Below are 19,367 nucleotides of genomic sequence, written 5' to 3' on the forward strand. Positions count from 1 at the left end.
ACTACTATTAAAATAGCGGTCAGTTTAATGTTTTTACCAGCTAGACGTTGTCAATCAGGCTAATTTAGCGTGTATTTTAAGTAAATTATTTACTGGTTATACCAGTTGGTGTTAATAAAGTGTTAAATTCTGGCCGGTGCACCATCTTTGCATTTTTCCTTTTTTTACAGTTACTTGCGTGTTTTGTTTGAAGTGCCGCATTTTGTTGTTTTCAATTTCTTTTACACACTTACCTTGAAAAAGTCACTTCTGATTGTTTTCCATCCTTTAAGCTCGTTTTCTGATAGTTTTTGCTGTTTCCAAATGTTGACACAGGTCAACATTTTGTGAAATGATGCCAGCGGGTCTACATCCTCGAAGATGTAGAAAAGGGAAGATAATAATTAACAATCACAATAGAAAGACAGGCTTAGGCAATAGGGAACTAAAGCAAAATAAGCGTACGCACCCTGTTGTCGATAAGTTAAAGCTTTTTTAATCACTTCAAATTGGTTGGGAACTATGTCCAAGGTAAGCAATAAAACAAAAATCGCTACAGCGCTCATTGGCGCACTAGCCTTAGCAGGCAGCAACTTAGTGATTGCCGATCCTCTTTCTGATGTTCAGAAAGCTGACGCTAAAATTCACGCGGAAGCCGCAACATCTCAAAAGAAAGTCGATAAGTATTTTGACCAGGCTCAGGACATGTTGTTCGAGTACGGTTCAGTTGCTGATGAACGTGAATCACTAAAATCTTATAACGACTACGTAGCAGGTCTGGTTGCAGACCAAGAAGCTACCATGAAATCTATTCAAGATGACATCAACGGCGTTGATGCATTACGTCAAGGCGTAGTGCCATTGATGTTCAAGATGGTTGATGCATTAGAGCAGTTTGTTGCTCTTGACCTTCCGTTTAACACTGAAACTCGTGTTGCGCGTGTTGAAAACCTAAAAAATCTACTAAACAGTGCAGAGGTAACTCTGGCAGAAAAGTATCGTCTAATCCTAGATGCATACTCAATTGAACGTGAATATGGCGGTTTCGTTGCCGTTAAGACTGGTCAGCTAGAGCTAGATGGTAAAGAAGTACTCGTAGACTTCTTCAACCTTGGCCGTGTTGCGCTATATGCTCAAAGCTTAGACGGCAAGTCAGCTTGGATGTATAACGATGAAACTAAAGGCTGGGATAAGTTAGAAGATAGCTACCTACGCGAACTAACTAAAGGTATTCGAATTGCACGTAAACAGGGTGCACCGGATCTATTCTCGTTACCAATTCCTGCTGCGGAGGCTGCACAATAATGAAGAAGTTTATCACTACAGCAATCGTTGCTGCGAGCCTGTCATTAACGGCCGGTATTGCTCATGCTGCAGACGCACCTAAAACTATCGATCAACTGCTTAATCAAGTAAAAGTCGAGCGTGCCAATGCATCTAAGACAAATGCGAAGCGTGAGCAAGAGTTTAAAAATGAACGTGGCGACAAAGCTGCACTGCTGAAGCGTGAAAAGGATGCTTTAGCGGCAGAACGTCAACGCGGTAAAGACTTAAACCAAGCGTTTTTGGATAACGAGCGTAAAATCGGTCAGTTAGAAGAAGACTTAAAAACAGCTCAAGGTGACTTGGGTGAAATGTTTGGTGTTGTTAAAGGTGATGCGGGCGACTTCGCTGGTAAGCTAGCGGGTTCTAACATCTCTGCACAGTACCCAGGTCGTGATGTATTTATCGCAGATCTAGGTGCACGTAAGCAACTTCCAAAAATTGACGAGCTAGAGCGTTTCTGGGAAGAGCAGCTGTTTGAAATGGCTGAGTCTGGAAAGGTTGTTAAGTTCGAAGGTTCTGTTACTGGTATCGATGGTAGCGTGACTAACACGACTATTACTCGTGTCGGTGCATTTAACCTTTTAGCCGATGGTAAGTATGTTGTTTATAACGCAGACCTTGGTCTAGTTCAGGAACTTTCACAGCAACCTGACGGCTACCAAACTAAGCCGATCGCTGCGTTTGAAGCGACATCTTCAGGAGCTGCAAAGCTTTATATCGACCCGATCCGAGGCACGCTACTTAACATCTTCACTGGTAAAGCAACGATTGAAGAACGTATTGAAGCGGGTGGCACCATCGGTTACATCATTATGGCTCTACTAGCACTCGGTGCACTTATCTCTATCGAGCGTCTAATCACACTAGGTGTTGTTGGTGCTAAAGTTAAGGCTCAGCGCAAGAACATTGATAATCCAGGTAACAACGCATTAGGTCGTGTACTTAAAGCTTACCAAGATAACAAAGATGTTGACGTTGAAACCCTAGAGCTAAAACTTGACGAAGCGATTCTGAAAGAAACACCAGCACTTGAGTCACGCATCTCAATCATCAAGGTTCTAGCGGCTATCGCGCCTATGATGGGTCTACTCGGTACAGTAACGGGTATGATTGCAACGTTCCAAAGCATTCAGTTGTTCGGTACTGGTGATCCTAAGCTAATGGCTGGTGGTATCTCTATGGCACTGATGACAACGGTTCAAGGTCTAGTTGCAGCACTACCTCTAATGCTTATGCATGCAGTGGTTATCGCACGTAGCAAGTCTATTGTACAAGTACTTGAAGAGCAAAGTGCTGGCATTGTGGCAGCGCACGCTGAGAAGAGGAAAGACTAATGTTATTCCTGATGGATATCTGGGATTCCGTCAGGGGCTTCATGGCCTCCGGAGGCGACGTCCTCTGGTTAGTGGCTGGTGTATTGTTTGTTATGTGGGTATTGATGCTTGAACGCTACTGGTATCTAAATTGGGTATCTCCAAAAGAGCACAAAGCAATCATTACGGCATGGGAAGCACGAGAGGATTCAACCTCTTGGTATGCACACCGCATCCGTGAAGCTTGGGTATCCCAAGCGAAGCAAGATTTAACTGCACGTATGCTGATTATCAAAACTTTAGTAGCAATCTGTCCTATGATAGGTCTACTAGGTACCGTAACAGGTATGATTTCAGTGTTCGATGTGATGGCAGTTCATGGGACGAGTAATGCTCGTATGATGGCAGCTGGTATTTCAATGGCGACCATGCCGACAATGGCGGGAATGGTAGCAGCATTATCAGGCGTATTCTTTAGCACACGTCTAGATGCAAAAATGAAAATCAGTTTAGCAAAGCTAAAAGACAGCATGCCTCACCACTAGAGAGAGATTGAACATGGCACGTAGAAAGCATTCAAGCGTAGAAGAAGAAGCAGAGATCGATATGACCCCGATGCTAGACATCGTGTTTATCATGCTTATCTTCTTTATTGTAACAACATCGTTTGTAAAGCCATCAGGTCTTGACTATAACAAGCCTGAAGCATCACAAGCGACTAAGAAGCCTTCTGCTAACATCTTTATTGGTGTGAGCAAGACCGGCATCATCATGATGGAAAACCGTCAAGTTGATATCGAGCGTGTAACTGCAAACGTCGAGCGTATGCTTGCAGAAGCACCAGAGGCTGCAGTATTGATTCAAGCAGACCAAGAAGCTAGACACGGTTTAGTGGTTAAGGTCCTTGATAACGTTAAAGCTGCAGGTATCGATAAGATATCTGTATCGGCGGGGAACGAATAATATGCTGAGAGGAATAGTATCACTGATAATTGGTGCTGCTGTGACTTTTGCTTTGTTTGTCTTCATGGCTTTCTTGGTAGGTGGCGGTCCAACCCGCCACGATACCTCGACAGAGACTCCTGTCATTGAAATTACCATGAACAGAGATGACGCATCAGCGCAGAAAAAGCCAAGGGTTAAGCCTAAACCGCCTACACCCCCAGAGCAGCCGCCAAAACCGGATACTACGCCACCAGATAGTTCATCTGACATTGATACAAATATGTCATTTAACATGGGTGGAGTTGAAGCTGGTGGTGCAAACACTGGTTTTAAACTAGGCAACATGATGACGCGAGATGGTGACGCAACACCTATCGTTCGAATCGAGCCTCAGTATCCAATTAAAGCGGCACGTGATGGTAAAGAAGGTTGGGTACAACTTAGCTTTACGATTAACGAATTAGGTGGTGTTGAAGACGTTAAAGTCATCAAGGCGGAGCCTAAGCGCTTATTTGATAAAGAAGCACGTCGTGCACTTAAAAAGTGGAAGTACAAGCCAAAGATTGTTGACGGTAAAGCCCTTAAGCAACCAGGCATGACAGTCCAACTTGATTTCACACTAGACAAAGGAGGCAGATAATTATGCGTAAAGTTAATACTATTGCTGCTGCTTTATTACTTTGTTTAGGTGGAAGCGTAGCGGTTGTTCCTACAGCCGCAGCCGCTGAAAAGTGTGCGATTGAAAAGCGTAAATCGAAAGCTGTTGGTCAAAGCGCGTCTAAGAAAGTGCAAAGATCTTTTGAGGCATATACCGAAGGTAATGTGGATGAAGCGATTGCAATTCTTCTAGAAGCGAACCCAAAGAATGATTTCGATAAAGCCTATATTGACCGTATGTTAGGTAACTTTTATGCGGAAAAAGGACAGATGGGTACGGCTGTTAAGTACCTTAAGTCTGCAGTTGATGCAGATATCCTAGGCGGCGTTGACCACGCGCAAACTCTACGACTCTATGCTGATCTCCTGATTGGAGAGAAGAAGTTTAAAGAGTCTATCCCAATGTATTACAAGTGGATGGAGTTTACCTGTAAAGAAGATCCGCAAGTCTATAAGCGTATAGGTATTGCACTTTCAGAACAGAAGCAGTGGGACAAAGTACTATCTGTTGCAGATAAGGGCATAGCTCTTTCTGAAAAGCCTGACAAAGGCTTGTACCAGATGAAGCTTACGGCTTACTTTAACAAGAAGCAGTATAAGCAAGCTGTTGAAGTACTTGAAATCATGGTACCAATATTCCCTGATGACAAGCGCCTTTGGGTTCAGCTAGCTCAGTTTTATCTGATGACAGAGGACTATACAAAGTCACTAGCGACTTATGACTTAGCTTATATGAATGGATTTTTGGAGACAGCGGGTAATATTACTCGTTTGACCCAGCTACTTGCACAGAATGGTTCGCCATACCGTGCATCGCAAATCTATACTAAGCATATGAAGTCAGGATTAATTAAGGAAGATGAGAAGACCTTAACTATCCTCGCTGGTTTTTACCATAATGCTAAGGAGCTAAAAGAAGCTGCTGAGACTTATGGTAAAGCGGCTGCTGTTAATAATGCTGGTAAGCTGTATTTGAGACAGGGACGTATTCTTGCCTTAGATGGCAAGCATAAGTCAGCAATCGCCGCTCTTAAGAAGGCGTTAGACGCTGGTATTAAGAATCCAGGTGAAGCGCAGTTTGAATTGGCGTTATCTTATATCAATTTGAAACAGTACAAGACAGCATATAAGTATGCCAAGCTTGCTGCTGATGATAAGAAAACAGCACGTTCAGCTAAGAGCTACCTTGCTTACATTAAAGAAAAGGCACGCGTTCATAACGTAACGCTTTAATTTAATAAGCCGTAAAAAAGCCCCTGTATAGGGGCTTTTTTTGTCGCTGTGACTTGCATATAACTCTAGCCGTTATCGTCAAGGATGTTATAGGTGAATAAGCCTGTGCTCAGTGGCTTTAGGTAAGCGCATCTGCTCGGTATGTCGCTCTACGGTTTCAAATAGTGTATCTAGGTATAAGTCTCTGTTTGGCCGACAAACGCAGCCGCCAAGTTCATACTCTATTTCGCCATGATGCTGCTGTTTAAGGTTATGGTTAAAATCCCCGATAGTCTGCTCTAATCTATCGATAACCACATGAGCACCAGTGTCATCGACTTCAAATATACCAAGTGCGAACGCATTGTTATCGAGCCTTGCAAGTAGATCTGTTGAGCGTAAAAGTGCTTGTTGTACTTGCTTCATGAATAATTCTAACAATTGTGGTTGAGAAATAGTTTCATGAATGTGTGGGCATAGATACAATAAGGCCAGACTCTGATGGTCACGGATATGGCGATGCCATTCACGGTTAAATACTTCCATAAAATAGGTTTGGTTATATACCCCTGTTTCTGGATCCCTAAAGCCAGAGTTACTGAATGAATAGATCATTAAAGGCTCCTTATATCTCTGGTGTTAAGTATAGAAAAGATAGAGCACTAACAATAAATAAAAGGAATAATAAAATGAGGAAGGCGGTACTGGCGTTGTCTATTGGCGCAATCTTAGGGCTAACAGCTTGTGGTGAAACTGAGAGTAAGCAAACCCAACAATCAGCGCAAACAGGGCAACAAGCAACAGAGCAAGTGGTTGAGAGTCAGTCTGCACAGCAAGCTTATTTGCAGTTGGTAGATAACTACTTTAAAGACATATTGAAGTTAGAGCCTATCTACGCAACATTTGTTGGTGTGAATGACTATAACGATCAATTCGGTGACGGTCTATCTAATGAATATTTAACCCAGCGACACAACCTGAATACTCGTTATTTAAAGGAAGTGAAAAAAATAGATCGTGATCAGCTACCTAGTGAACTAAAGCTAAGTTATGACATGTTCACCTATGACCGTAATGTTGCATTGGCTGACGAAACCTTCCCTAATCACTTCATGCCGATGAATCAATTTTATAGCACTGTGATCAGCATGGTTCAGCTTGGCAGTGGTGAGAGCGCTCAGCCCTTTAAAACGGTCGAAGATTACCAGAATTGGTTGAACCGCCTGCAAGGGTTTATTGAGTGGATGAAGGTTGCGCAGGTGCGCATGAACGAAGGTATCGAGAGTAAGGTTGTGCTGCCTCGCGTGCTTGTAGAGCGTATTATTCCTCAGTTGACTGCTCAACTTGTTGATAACGTTAATGACAGCTTATTCTATACGCCAATCAACCTGATGCCTGAGTCATTTTCTGATGAAGATAAACAAGCTATCACCCAAGAGTACACCAAGTTAATTGGCGAGCAGTTGATACCAGAGCTGACTTCACTGCGTGATTACTTTCAAAATACCTACATTAAGTCGTCACGTGCAACTGACGGTTGGTGGGGACTACCTAACGGTAAAGTATGGTATCAGCACCTAGCAAACACCCATACGACAACGACTATGCCTGTGGATGAGATCCACAAAGTGGGCCTAGATGAAGTGGCGCGGATCTTATCTGAAATGGATAAAGTGCGAGTTCAAGTTGGCTTTGAAGGGGATTTAACGGCATTTTTTGCATCACTTTCTTCAGAGCCCCAGTATTTCTTCAGTGACCGTCAAGGCTTAATCGATGGCTACATGGTGCTTAAAGATAAGATCAATCTTGAGCTACCAAAGTACTTCAATGTGATGCCAAAAGCCGATTATGTGGTAAAACCAGTAGAGAGCTTTAGAGAGCAATCTGCAGCAGGCGCATCCTATGATGCTCCAGCGGTTGATGGCTCTCGTCCGGGCGTGTTCTACATCAATACATATAACTTAAAGGCGCAGCCAAAGTGGGGCATGACAACACTTTCTTTGCATGAAGCTGCACCGGGACATCATTTCCAGATTGCCATTAAGCAAGAACTGACTGGTGTGCCTGAGTTTCAGCGCTTTGGTGGTTACACGGCTTTCGAAGAGGGCTGGGCGCTTTACGCTGAGTACTTAGGCATAGAGATGGGCTTGTTTAACGACCCATATCAATACTTTGGCAAGTTGTCTGATGAGATGCTACGCGCTATGCGCTTAGTAGTAGATACCGGCCTGCATGCTAAAGGCTGGACTCGTGAGCAAGCGATTCAGTATATGAAAGATAACTCGCCAATGGCAGAGTCTGACATTATCGCGGAAGTTGAGCGTTATATGGCAATCCCTGGCCAAGCCTTGAGCTATAAAGTTGGCCAATTAAAGATTCTGTCACTGCGTGCACAAGCTGAAAAAGAGTTGGGTGATAAGTTTGACTTAAAGGCATATCACGATCAGGTGTTAACCTCTGGCTCGCTGCCAATGGAAGTGATGGAGCTAAAAGTGAACGATTGGATTGCTTCACTGAAGTAACTTACTCAATCTGTAATAACCCAGCTGGGATACGCCATAAAGAATGGTATATACTGGCTGGGTTTTATTTTGCCTTAAAGGCAGTACATTTAATATTTGGAGAAAACCATGGTACAAGCAACTGCAAGACACCTACTAGTAGATACCGAAGAGCAGTGTCTAGAACTTAAGCAGCAGATCCTTGATGGTGCTGATTTTGGCGACGTAGCTAAAGCTAACTCATCATGCCCATCTTCGGCTCAAGGCGGCGACTTAGGTTCATTTGGCCCAGGTATGATGGTGAGAGAGTTTGACGAAGTGGTATTTAGCGCACCGTTGAACGAAGTTCAAGGTCCTGTTAAGACTCAATTCGGTTACCACCTACTAGAAGTAACAAGCAGAGGCTAATCTAGCCATTGCTACTCTAGAGGAAGTCAACATGCTCGAACTGTATAGCGATAGATTAAGGTTAAGAACGGTAGTCGCCAGTGATTGGGACAACTTTCTATATACTCACTCAAATGAAAAACTTAATGAGTTTGTACGTAAGCCTCAACCAGAAGCCGTTATACGACAAAAGTTTGAGCGTGTATTAACTAGCAAAGAGTTTGTTGAAGGCGAGTGGTTACTTACTGTTATTGAGCAGGTGCATAGCCAAGACTTTGTTGGCTTTATCGGTTTGCAAAATAGTGACGCTGAAATGCAGCAACTGCAGGTCGGTTATATGCTACATCCTGATGCTCAAGGTCAAGGTTTTGCTAGTGAGGCCTTACAAGCAATCGTTGATTGGGCTTGCTTAGTTTATAAACCACATAAGTTTATAGCTTATTGTGTGGAGCCAAATATTGCTTCAACTAAAGTGTTGGAAAAATGTGGTTTCGTGCGTGAAGGCTTGCTGCGTGAAAACTGCAAAATTGGCGAGCAATGGTTTGATGATTGCATTTATGGACTATTGGCTGCACAAAGGTGTTAGAAACCATGCACTCGCAGGATAAATTGAGTGCTATAATGCCGTCAATTCTAGTTATTTAAGGCGAAATACAGTGAGTGCAGATACTCCAACACTGACATTAAAGTCAGGTGAAGAATACATTGAATTATACAAAGTATTGAAAGTCCAAGGAATGATGAGTGCAGGTGGCGAAGCCAAGCACGTTATTTCTGAAGGACAAGTAACCGTTAACGGTGAAGTTGAAACCCGCAAGCGCAAGAAAGTGATTGCAGGTGAAGTGGTTAGTTTTAACGGCGAAAGCGTTAAAATTATTGCTGAGTAACTAAGAAGAGAGGATAAACATGCAGTTTCCAGATGATGACAATGGCAAAATGCTTGAAGCGATGGCTGATGCCGGTATCGACTTATCAGCAGCCCTTGATGTTGATTTCTTCTTAGTTTTTGAAGATCAGCGCGATGCAGAGTCCGCACTTGAAGAGCTTGGTCAATCTGATCTTGAAGGCGAAGTTGAACTACTACTCAACGATGACTCGGGTAAGTGGGAATTGATTGTTTGCATAAACATGGTTCCTGAGTACGATGCAATTGTAGAGCAAGAGATTAGTTTGCACGAATTTGCCCAAGAGTTCGGTGGTGTTACCGATGGTTGGGGCGTGATGCAGCATCAAGAGGGCGATGATGATTTCGCTGACGATGCGCATGAATGTGGCGATGGCTGTAAGCACTAAAATAAGCTAAAAATCTTTTCAAAATAAGCCACTTATATTAGTGGCTTTTTTGTGCCCAAAAGTTAAGAATACGGATAGCTAATTGCCACCGAAGGAGAAAAGAATGGCAAGAATGATAAGTTTTGGCACACCGGTTAACGATGCTGAGCGTTGGGCATTTTCCCTGCTAGCCGATGAACTACCAGAAGATTATATCCTGCTAACCAATGTTGAGATCCCAACTAAATCAGGTCAAGCCATGGAGGTCGATGCGCTTGTTATTGGCGAGTGGGGTGTGTACGTTGTTGATGTAAAGGGCTATATCGGCCGATTAGATGCAGGCTTGCACGCTTGGTCACTCGATGGTCGCGAGGTGGATAACAGTCTTGCCAAGGCAAACTATGTTGCCCGTGTTTTGGCCGGTAACGTCAAGCACAAAATTCCCGTGGGGGTCTATGCGCCTTGGTGCCAAGGCATGGTATTTGTTACCGGCCGTAAAGGTGAAGAGATTGAGCTTGAAAAACAACAAGGCTCGCTCAGTATCTATACCCCAAAGCAGATTGTGGCTGCGCTAACAACGGAGTGGGGACTCACTGCCCCGAAAAAGCATCAAGTCACCGATACCCAAAAAGAGCTGGTACTCGAAACCATAGGTCAGGTGGCAATCGTTGAGCAGCGTAATAATAAGATCCAAGACTTTACTAAGCTCAAGTGCCTGTTTATTCAGAGTGGTCTCGAAGTTTGGCAAGCTGAATATAATCCTGGCGAGTGGACTGCGCCTTGGCTGTTGAAGGTGCTCATTCCTACCCAATTTACTGACAGTGAGCAGTCTCAGGCTCATGAGGCACAATTAAGGCGAGAGTTCCTGCGTCTGCAATCTCTTTCTGGTTGTTGTGGTGTTCCCTATTGTGCGCCGCTTATTCAAGATGGTGAGCAGTTAGTGTTGCCTATCCGTATGCCCCGCGGTGTACCGCTCAATGTGCTCGAGTCTGAGCAGATGACCACTTACCAACTACTTGAAATACTTCGACGAAGCGTCACAGGGTTACAGCAGATCCATCGCCGCGGCTTTACTGTGGGAGGCTGGACAAGTAACTGTATCTTTGTGTCTGATATGGGAGATGTCGAGTTTATCGATATTAAAGATAATGTGAGTACGAGTGAAGATATCAAGGCCTACGCCGAAGGCTTTCTCGCTATTGCTGAACAGACTCAGCAGCCTAGAATTTATCAATGGTATCGCGAGGCTGTGGTTGGTAGCACTACAGATCTTGATGCACTGCGTAGTGACTTGTCAGCACTAATCGATCATGGCGTGTGCGATACGGTACCGGAAAAAGTTGAAATTACGGCCGGTGCGATTATCGATCATCACTTTAGGCTAGAGCAGTTTATTGCTGCTACCGAAACGAGCCAGTTCTGGCGAGCAACTCATATGCAGGGGCAATATCAGTGTGGTATCTCAATCTACAGTAAGGTTGAAGCAAACTGGCCAATGCTAAGTAATACCTATCGCAGCTTAGCCAAAGTTTATCATCCTCATATTGAAAAGGTACTCGCCTTTGGGCAACTGCCTCAAAGCGAGAAGCTATTCATTGCTAGAGCTTGGGAGTATGGGGTATCGATTGACGATCTAGAGGATATCCAACTTGGCCAGCCCTTAATGTGGTTTACTCAGCTGTTAACGGGTTTGCAGTATATGCATCAGATGGATATCTATCATGGTGCAATCTGCCCTAAAAATATTATCTGTAATCCAAATAAGGCAATACTGGTTAACTTTGGGGTTGGGCTTGATATTGCGGCCAGTCATTACGCTTGTCAGTATGCTGATCCAACGTTGTGGGAAGTTGAAGGTGACGCTGAAAAAGACCTTTACGGCCTTGTCGCTAGCTTTATCGATGCCATGGCACCTGATAGCTTGAAGGGCGATTTGTGTCAGCAAGGGATGATTAAGGCACTAGAAGCTTTTGATCGCGAATGGTTTGGTGAAGCACTTTATGATGTTTGTTATAAAGTGCTTAACTTTGACTTGAGCGTGCATTCGGGAATGAATTACCTAGAGATGTTTGATTTAGCGGATAAGGAGATCCTCTAAGTATTTATTCATGCCGATATGGCGCAAACAGTTCGAGTAACCAGTCGATAAAGGATTGCACTTTTAACGGCAGGTTACTCGATTTTGGCGTGAGTAAATAGTAACGATAGGGGCTAGTGAACTTCGCGTTAAAGTCGGCACCAAATGGGAACACTAGCTTGCCTGATTTGAGTTCATCTTCAATGAAGAAGCGTGGAATAAGCGCCACTCCCATACCACTGACCGCGGCTTGGCTGAGCATATAAAAATGCTCAACACCAAACTTTTTCTCTGTTGTTAGCTCCAAGCCCATGCTCTTGGCCCAAAGTTGCCATAACCCAGGGCGAGTGGTGTGTTGCAATAGCGTCATCGAGTTGATGTCATCAAGGGTTTGGAGTTGCTCTGCTAACTCAGAAGCGCAGACTAAACATAAGTCCTCATCCATTAAGGTTATGACATTTGCAGCCTTAGGCACTGTCGTGCTGCTGCGAATGGCGATATCGTAATTGACCTTGTTAAAGTCCACCTCAAAATCACCGATAGACAGATCCACATAGAGGTGTGGATAGCGAGATTTAAATTCCTCCATCCTTGGAATGAGCCAGCTAATGGTTAGGCTAGGTAATACGTTGATGGCTAAGGTTTGGGTACGAAGTGGCTGGGTGATTAAGTCACTCGTGGCATTATTAAGCGTCTGCAATGCTGCTTGCACATTGATAAAGTAGCGTTCGCCCTCATCGGTGAGTTTGAGGCTGCGATGTTGCCTAATGAACAGCGGCATTCCAACATAGTCTTCCAATAACCTAATCTGCTTACTTACGGCACCATGAGTGACAAATAGTTCTTTGCCAGCAAGGGTGAAGCTCATGAGACGTGCCGATGCCTCGAAAGCTCTCAGTGCATTAAGAGGGGGAAGATGTGAGTACATTAGGTTTGCCTTAATCGTGTTTTTGCGTGAGAAAATCTCACTCAGATGGAACAATAACTCCTTTGCGTTTTAACTGCAAACCACGTCTAATAACGACACTTAATTTTTCAGTCTATTTAATCATGACCTTAGATCTTACTTTTGAGCTTATCGCACTGCTGTTTTTTGTGGCCATGTTGGCCGGTTTTATCGATGCGATTGCAGGAGGTGGTGGGCTGCTAACCATCCCGGCACTGCTATGGGCAGGCCTTCCTCCAACCGTGGCGTTAGCGACGAACAAGCTTCAAGCTTGTGGCGGTAGTTTTTTTGCCAGCTTCTATTTTGTGCGTAAAGGCATGGTAAAGCTCAGCGATATGAAGCTCAGTATTGCCAGTGCATTTACGGGAGCGGCATTAGGCACGATAGCGGTTCAGATGATCGATACCGCATTTTTAGAGGTGTTCTTGCCATTCTTGATGTTAGCCATCGGTGGTTACTTCCTGTTTTCTAAAAAAATCAGTGAAGGAGATAAACAGCAACTGCTGACCCCAAGCCTATTTGCTTTTACTGCGGCTCTTGGTGTTGGTTTTTATGATGGTTTCTTTGGCCCGGGAACAGGGAGCTTCTTTGCCCTCGCGTTTGTTACCCTCGCAGGTTATGGTCTGGCAAAAGCGACGGCTCACGCCAAGATTCTCAACTTCTCCACTAATATCGCCTCACTTATTTTCTTCGCTATCGGAGGCAAAGTGTTCTGGATGTTGGGTGGAGTCATGCTTATCGGCCAAGCGATAGGTGCAACACTGGGGTCACGTCTTGTGCTCACTAAAGGTACTAAAATCATTAAACCGCTAGTGGTGATAATGTCGATAGCCATGAGTGTTAAGCTGCTATCGGCTCAGTACGATCTGTTTGCATGGTTATAAAGGATATTTCAAGGATGAACTTTTGATAAAAGTGTTTAAATCTCTCTATACAAATTTAAGGATGAGTTGCAGGGCCATGCCTTTCTGTGGTTTTGGTATTGTGTTATCGGTCTTGGTCATCACGCCTTTTAATGTATCGGCGGCACTTGATGAACGCCCCGATTGGCAACAATATTTTGATCATTATGATGCCAAAGGCACGATAGTGGTGCGTGATGAACGCGGCGGAAAAGCTGAGACTTGGGTTGTTGATAGCAAACGAGCTCAGCGTCGATTGTCACCTGCATCGACCTACAAAATTCCGCACACGCTATTCGCTTTGGATGCCAAGCTGGTTAAGGATGAATTTCAGACATTCAAATGGGATGGAGTAAAAAGAGGTTTCTCGCCGCACAATCAAGATCAGAACCTGCGCTCAGCCATGCGATACTCCGCAGTGTGGGTCTATGACAATTTTGCAAAGCAGCTGGGTGAGACTAAAGCCCAAGAGTATCTAACCTTAATCGATTACGGTAATGCCGATCCGACATTTGAAAAAGTCATCAAAGACCGTGGCAGTTACTGGATCGATGGCAAGCTTGCCATTTCGGCGAACGAGCAAGTTGAATTTCTGCAAGCCTTATACCGTAACCAGTTGCCTTTTGAATTGTCTGCCCAGCTGTTAGTCAAAGATATTATGATTAACGAGGTCGGTAAAGATTGGATATTGAGGGCAAAAACCGGTTGGCAGGGCCGATATGGCTGGTGGGTCGGTTGGGTTGAATGGCCTACAGGTCCTGTTTATTTTGCACTTAACATTGATACTCCAAACAGAATGAAAGATCTCTATAAACGCGAAGCGATAGTGCGAGAGATTATGCAGTCAATCGAGGCGTTGCCTGTTGAGCCGTAATTGGATTTGTTTATTCGGTCCAGAAATAAAGCCCCTTAGTATTAAGCTAAGGGGCTTTGTTATTTAACTATCAAACCTTAATTAATATAATCAATGGCTTCAGGTTTTATCTTTGGTTCGGTTAGGGTTAATGACTCAAGGTAACTAATGCCTTTAGCCGTAATCCCCCCTTCATAGTCACGGCTACCATCGGCCGTGACCACAGAGACTTCACTCGGATTCCAAGCCTCAAAGAAGCTCTTTAGATTGTAACCCGAGACTGCAGAGGTACAGGCCATCAGCAGATCGCCTTCACTTAGCCCAAGGGGATTGTTAATAGAACAAGATGGGTTCGAGTTTCTTGCCTCGTGATGCATCATGATGATCATATTCCAACCTTCATCTTCACCGTAATAATCTGGGATTGACTGGTTAGCAAAATGATCTGCAATCTTGAAGTGAGTTTCAGCCCAGACTTTTAGCTGAGCAAACATCACTAAACGCGTCCCAGCATTACCATGACTCCATACATGACCATTATCACGACTTATCATCATTGGGGCTTTTTGAATGTCGGTTTTAACTCGGTCCATACTGCCTTTGCCCATGTCACGCAGATCTTGCATATACAGAGCTAGCAAGTTATTAGCCACCTCAGTCGCACCTTTCACATTAAAAGGCGCGGCTGCCAAGTTATGACCCACCTCGTGCCACAACAACCAATCATTATCAGGTATTGTTGGGATCACATTTGAGTTGCGATTATAAGTTGTGCTCATCACTGGATAGCCTGAATGAGCTGCGCCAATTGAGATCTGTACATCATTCACAAATCGATGGCTATGCTCTGGTAATAGCTCACCAGTAAAACGCATATTGCCTTCACTGTTATCTCTAGCATAGAAGTCACTGGCTTTTTCAGCGAAGTCGTTCATTCCATCTGCAAATGCTTGAATATTGGTATCGGCAACGTTGTTAACGGGTGTGGTGTAAACAAAGTGACCCGTTACAATTTCAGCTAGCGGAACATCTGGATTGACAGGATTTTGCCACTGGCCATTTTTCCATAGTGATGCTTCCAGTACCCCGGTAAAGTTAAATTCCACGTTATTGGTGGTATCTGTGTTAGCCGGTTTTATATAGATAAGGCCGCCATATGGCGCAATAATCTCAGTGGTAGTGCCAGCTTTATGGTACCAAGATTTTTGCACACGAGGAGGGCGCTTCAATGCCAACTCGTGCTCATGCTTACCTGTTACATCATCCACCAATGCCACTGTGATCGTTGCGTCATGGTTACCACTAACGGTGACTACACCTCGCTTAACAGCCCACAATCCGGTTGATTGCATATTGTTAGCAGTGCCCACAACGGCGTTATTGAATGTTTCAATATTGACCTTGGCATTGCCACCTGTCGCGCCAGTATTACCTGGGTAGCTTGAGGTATCGACACTGATGTCGTTATCCCAGAATGAGCGACCAAGCATAATGCGGGTTAGTGGTTTTTCTTGGTAGTTTAATGGATAGCTTGGATTGAGTTCACCGCTTTGGGTTAACATGCCATAGCTTAATAATTTTTCTCGGGTTTCAGTCGCGCAGGCATTATCTGGCTGATGCACGTCTGAGGTATAGCAGTTCAAGAATTCAGTGGCTTTTTTAAAGCCTAATTCATCCTGCACTGCAGGGTTATAGTGATATTGTTCGTCATTCCAAAACCAAATAGACAGGTTGTCATAAGTTTGGTTTAGCTCGTTCAATGACAAACGGCTTCCCTCTTTACCTTTACTGCGATAATAGATTTCATGTTGATATAGCTTCTCAACATTACCGCCGAGATTAGCGGCTTTAACCATAGTGCTCACTACATCAGGACTGATTTCGTAGCGAGTAAACCTAGGTCTGTAGTATCTATGTCCGGTGGTGTAGCCATGGCCCTGACGGGTTTCAATACAACCTATTTCGTAGTCATAACTGCTGTCAGTACACTCTTTTACTTTTGGAAAGGCCGCCTGAATCTTGGCAACAGCGGCTAAACGCTCAGCTTCAGTATTTACCCCGTAAAATGCGAAGTTATTGTGCTCGTTGCCATCGCTGTCCACTGTTTTATATTCAGCAATACCAAACTTTGGTTTGTCGATTGGAGATGGAAAGGTCACCGTACCATCTTGGTTAATGACAAACTTGGACATATCATCAAACTTCTCATAGGTAACGAGAGTACCTGTAAAGCTTGCGCGTGGGTTCGGGTATGGTGCTTGGCAGTAATAGCTTTCGCCACAGTAAGCCTGTCTCGTTATTGCGAGGTTGGCACCGCCTATCGATATACCAGCTGTATCGGCTAAACGGGCAATTGGCTCAGGGTTTAATTGCTCGATACCATCCATAAATAAAACGTTGCCGCCAGCATTAATGTACTCAATCAATGCGGTAATATCTGCCGCAGAAAGTAAAGGTTTAGTGATATCGGCAAGGACTTTAACGCTCATCCCGTCGCCAAAGAGCCCCGTTTCATAGGCTTGTAGGATTAACACTGGCGTTGTTTTAGGATCTAAGCCATCGTAACTACCCGATGAAAGCGGCTCCAGGTTGAGACGATAGGACTCATCGATAAAAAAGTCATAAGTCTGATTGTAATTGACGTTGGATTGCCACACTTTATCGATGTTTGAACCGACATTAATGGCAGTTTGGCCATTGGCATATTCGGCAGTAAACCAAGTAAACATATTCATAAAGAATTTAGGCATGCTGCCATTGTCTTTACCCGCCTCTTCACCACCGGCCCAGTAACTATCAGGTTTACTGAGAATGTTGGGGTACATGCTGTTGCCCATAAATACCACTTTACCCTGTCCAATTTCACCTGCGGTGATAACGGGCAAGTTATAGGTAGCGGTGTCTTTCCCAACGGTTTCTGGGCGCTTTAGAATAACGTCAGAGTTCGCATCTATCGTCTTAGCATCAGTAACATAAGGGAAACCGTCATCTCGCCTATAGGCTTGTTCTGAACCAAATGGTAGCCAGTAGTTAACGTCATTGCGTGGCATTAACACTGGGAAGGCAGTGTTTGATGTGTTCATTGAGCGCATAAAACGCGCGAAACCCACCTCGCCATAGAATGCAGAGTTATCGTGAAATACGTGGAACTCGTCAACACCTGTATAAAGCTGCTGTAGGGTATCAGTAACATAGCCGCCTTTTTGCAAAAGAGGGCTGATATGGTGTCTAGCACTTGGATTTAAATTTAATTCAGTGTCAATTATTTGGGCGAGGCCTGTACTGAATTGTGCGTTAAATTCGTCAGGTACAAAGTAACCACTGGCCTCGATCTCTGCACCATTTGGTAGGTTGAGATTAATGAGCTCATTAATCACGTTCGGGTACTGGCCAAACACTCTATGTACATTCGCGCCAAAAGTGACACTGTCTGCTGTTTGGGTGGCATAACGACTGATTAGCGCATCAATGTTTTGTTTTACAATTTCATTTTCAGACACATCGGCCAGTGTGTACTCAACCTGATTTCCTTTTACTGAGCCAAAGGTAAAGGTATCGAGTCCAAAAGTAATGGTCTCTCCCCAAATGTAAGACACGATACCGCTCGCGTCAGTTACTCCTCTTGAAGACTTGGTGTAGTAATTTACGCCGGCTATCGGTTTGCCCTGACTGTCGGTTAATACACTATCAGTCAGAACAAGAGCGTCTTCACTCGGTTGATAGCTGTAGGCATCTTCTGCTGAGGCCGACACGAAGTCAGCGTTGATGTCAGGTTTAGCGCCTGCAGAAACTTCAGGGGTCAAGCTGCTATCAACGTGCGAGCTTGGCGCCTTATCGATTTCATCGGTCTCTTCGGCTGCTGGTGGATTTAAAAAAGCATCAATGTCAGCAGCATCGCCGTTTGAAAATAGAGGGGAAACATCAAAGCTGTCAATTTCGTCAAGGCAGATCTCATCGGTGAGAGCCGGGCAGGTGCTTACTTTACTCATCACTTTCGAAGCATCTGTGACGCTAATTGCATGTGCCCAGTCATTTTTCATGTCTAGAGCCATCGCATTATGACTGTCTCGAGTCCAGCCATCAGGTAATGGAATATCTTTGTTTAACAGCTCTAATGAGCCGTATGTACAGCTGACGTTATCGCCATCTTTAAAGGTGAAAATACCACTATGACCTAATGTTTGTCCGTTACAGCTGATATGACCTGATAACTTTTTGCCACTCAGTAGTAAGCTACCCTGATAAGTCTGCTTAGCTGGGATCAGATCGGTAGGAGGAATACTCTGAACCGTACCTGTAAAACACTGATTGTTAGTGTAGATTTCGCGCTCACTAATCACGCCGTTCAGGTTAGATTGGCAAAGTTCGAGACTTTGGTAGGTATTAGCTGTTAATGCCTGACTGTCACCAACATTCTCTTCTGCATCGGTACTACAGAAGAAATACTCATCGCTAGACAGCTTATCTCCAAATTGATTTTCGCAAAGTGCGTTATCAATAATATCGAGTAACGGATTTGATGGCTCTTGGGGGCTATCGCTCTCGGAACAGCCCGCCAACAGATTGCTGATAATCACAGCAAGGATCAGTTTTTTCATTTTATTTTCTCAATAACCACAAGCAAAGTTGCTTTCTCTAAAATCTATCCTCGAATAAGTTTTAGAGAATATGGCTTCCGATTAGAACGAGTGTTAACAGTAGGTTTATGGCGTTAAGGAAGAGAGGGGAGGATGAAAACTCAAGGCGACTGCTGAGTAACAAACTTAAGTGATTTCCTAAATATCGCTAAAACTAGACTGAGTATTATCTCAATTTTGCAGTGAAATTCATAACGGTATTTTTAGGTAACTAAATAATTAATATATAAAATATGGTTTAAATTTGGGCATATCGGTAGCACTGATTAGTCGAGTTTTAATCCACTAAAATGTTTTGTGCAATCGCTTTAATAAGCTCAATATTGTGATGCGGAGTCACAGGCTATTAAATGTTGCCCG

The 19,367-nt window shown here is 44.0% G+C and carries 17 protein-coding genes; 14 read left to right on the top strand and 3 right to left on the bottom strand.

From position 1 onward, the window contains the following. Positions 1–501 precede the first annotated feature (501 nt). The 6 genes from K5Q92_RS20575 to K5Q92_RS20600 are packed head-to-tail and all read left to right on the top strand — an operon-like array spanning position 502 to position 5,453. Positions 502–1,284 (top strand): DUF3450 domain-containing protein, encoded by a 783-nt coding sequence (locus K5Q92_RS20575; RefSeq protein ID WP_220770742.1) that lies wholly within the window; start codon positions 502–504, stop codon positions 1,282–1,284. After that, entirely contained in the window at positions 1,284–2,639 is a 1,356-nt protein-coding gene (locus tag K5Q92_RS20580) for a MotA/TolQ/ExbB proton channel family protein (protein ID WP_220770743.1), read from the top strand. The genes K5Q92_RS20575 and K5Q92_RS20580 overlap by 1 nt, the downstream gene beginning before the upstream one ends. Further along, positions 2,639–3,163 carry a MotA/TolQ/ExbB proton channel family protein gene (locus tag K5Q92_RS20585; protein ID WP_220770744.1) on the top strand — a complete coding sequence of 175 codons (525 nt, stop codon included), beginning with the start codon at positions 2,639–2,641 and terminating at the stop codon, positions 3,161–3,163. Before K5Q92_RS20580 ends, K5Q92_RS20585 begins: the two co-directional genes overlap by 1 nt. 13 nt (positions 3,164–3,176) lie before the next feature. Further along, positions 3,177–3,581: a biopolymer transporter ExbD gene (locus K5Q92_RS20590; protein ID WP_108947027.1), complete on the top strand. Its 405-nt coding sequence runs from the start codon at positions 3,177–3,179 to the stop codon at positions 3,579–3,581. Between the two features lies 1 nt (position 3,582). Next, the gene (locus tag K5Q92_RS20595; protein ID WP_202721487.1) at positions 3,583–4,203 is read left to right on the top strand and encodes an energy transducer TonB; all 621 of its coding nucleotides are present in this window, start codon (positions 3,583–3,585) and stop codon (positions 4,201–4,203) included. Between the two features lie 2 nt (positions 4,204–4,205). Next, positions 4,206–5,453: a lipopolysaccharide assembly protein LapB gene (locus K5Q92_RS20600; protein WP_220770745.1), complete on the top strand. Its 1,248-nt coding sequence runs from the start codon at positions 4,206–4,208 to the stop codon at positions 5,451–5,453. An 87-nt stretch (positions 5,454–5,540) separates the two neighbouring features. On the opposite strand, the gene K5Q92_RS20605 is transcribed toward K5Q92_RS20600, so the two are convergent. Then, on the bottom strand, positions 5,541–6,047 hold the full coding sequence (locus tag K5Q92_RS20605) for a diguanylate cyclase domain-containing protein (protein ID WP_220770746.1): 507 nt from the start codon (positions 6,045–6,047) through the stop codon (positions 5,541–5,543). Positions 6,048–6,121: 74 nt separating this feature from the next. On the opposite strand from K5Q92_RS20605, the gene K5Q92_RS20610 reads away from it, so the two are divergent. The 6 genes from K5Q92_RS20610 (at position 6,122) to K5Q92_RS20635 (ending at position 11,690) form a co-directional block, all read left to right on the top strand. Then, positions 6,122–7,954, top strand: a complete 1,833-nt coding sequence (locus tag K5Q92_RS20610; protein WP_220770747.1) for a DUF885 family protein — start codon at positions 6,122–6,124, stop codon at positions 7,952–7,954. A gap of 108 nt (positions 7,955–8,062) precedes the next feature. After that, on the top strand, positions 8,063–8,341 hold the full coding sequence (locus tag K5Q92_RS20615; RefSeq protein WP_220770748.1) for a peptidylprolyl isomerase: 279 nt from the start codon (positions 8,063–8,065) through the stop codon (positions 8,339–8,341). 31 nt (positions 8,342–8,372) lie between these two features. Beyond that, positions 8,373–8,906 carry a GNAT family N-acetyltransferase gene (locus K5Q92_RS20620; protein ID WP_220770749.1) on the top strand — a complete coding sequence of 178 codons (534 nt, stop codon included), beginning with the start codon at positions 8,373–8,375 and terminating at the stop codon, positions 8,904–8,906. A 70-nt stretch (positions 8,907–8,976) separates the two neighbouring features. Continuing rightward, positions 8,977–9,207, top strand: a complete 231-nt coding sequence (locus K5Q92_RS20625) for an RNA-binding S4 domain-containing protein (protein ID WP_012155868.1) — start codon at positions 8,977–8,979, stop codon at positions 9,205–9,207. Between the two features lie 19 nt (positions 9,208–9,226). Beyond that, positions 9,227–9,613 carry a ribonuclease E inhibitor RraB gene (locus tag K5Q92_RS20630; protein ID WP_220770750.1) on the top strand — a complete coding sequence of 129 codons (387 nt, stop codon included), beginning with the start codon at positions 9,227–9,229 and terminating at the stop codon, positions 9,611–9,613. 103 nt (positions 9,614–9,716) lie between these two features. Further along, a complete protein-coding gene (locus tag K5Q92_RS20635) occupies positions 9,717–11,690 on the top strand; it encodes an NERD domain-containing protein kinase family protein (RefSeq protein WP_220770751.1) in 1,974 nt (657 codons plus the stop codon). 4 nt (positions 11,691–11,694) lie between these two features. On the opposite strand, the gene K5Q92_RS20640 is transcribed toward K5Q92_RS20635, so the two are convergent. Next, positions 11,695–12,597: a LysR substrate-binding domain-containing protein gene (locus K5Q92_RS20640; RefSeq protein WP_220770752.1), complete on the bottom strand. Its 903-nt coding sequence runs from the start codon at positions 12,595–12,597 to the stop codon at positions 11,695–11,697. 122 nt (positions 12,598–12,719) lie between these two features. Between K5Q92_RS20640 and K5Q92_RS20645 the strand changes: the two genes are divergently transcribed. Both K5Q92_RS20645 and blaOXA read left to right on the top strand, forming a co-directional pair. Next, positions 12,720–13,499, top strand: coding sequence for a TSUP family transporter (locus K5Q92_RS20645; RefSeq protein ID WP_220770753.1), 780 nt, complete (start codon positions 12,720–12,722; stop codon positions 13,497–13,499). Between the two features lie 76 nt (positions 13,500–13,575). Then, a complete protein-coding gene (gene blaOXA / locus K5Q92_RS20650) occupies positions 13,576–14,391 on the top strand; it encodes a class D beta-lactamase (protein WP_220770754.1) in 816 nt (271 codons plus the stop codon). A 77-nt stretch (positions 14,392–14,468) separates the two neighbouring features. On the opposite strand, the gene K5Q92_RS20655 is transcribed toward blaOXA, so the two are convergent. Further along, positions 14,469–18,968 (bottom strand): SslE/AcfD family lipoprotein zinc metalloprotease, encoded by a 4,500-nt coding sequence (locus K5Q92_RS20655; protein WP_259649651.1) that lies wholly within the window; start codon positions 18,966–18,968, stop codon positions 14,469–14,471. Between the last annotated feature and the right edge of the window lie 399 nt (positions 18,969–19,367).

The organism is Shewanella sp. MBTL60-007 (assembly GCF_019654915.1).
Taxonomy (GTDB): Bacteria; Pseudomonadota; Gammaproteobacteria; order Enterobacterales; family Shewanellaceae; genus Shewanella.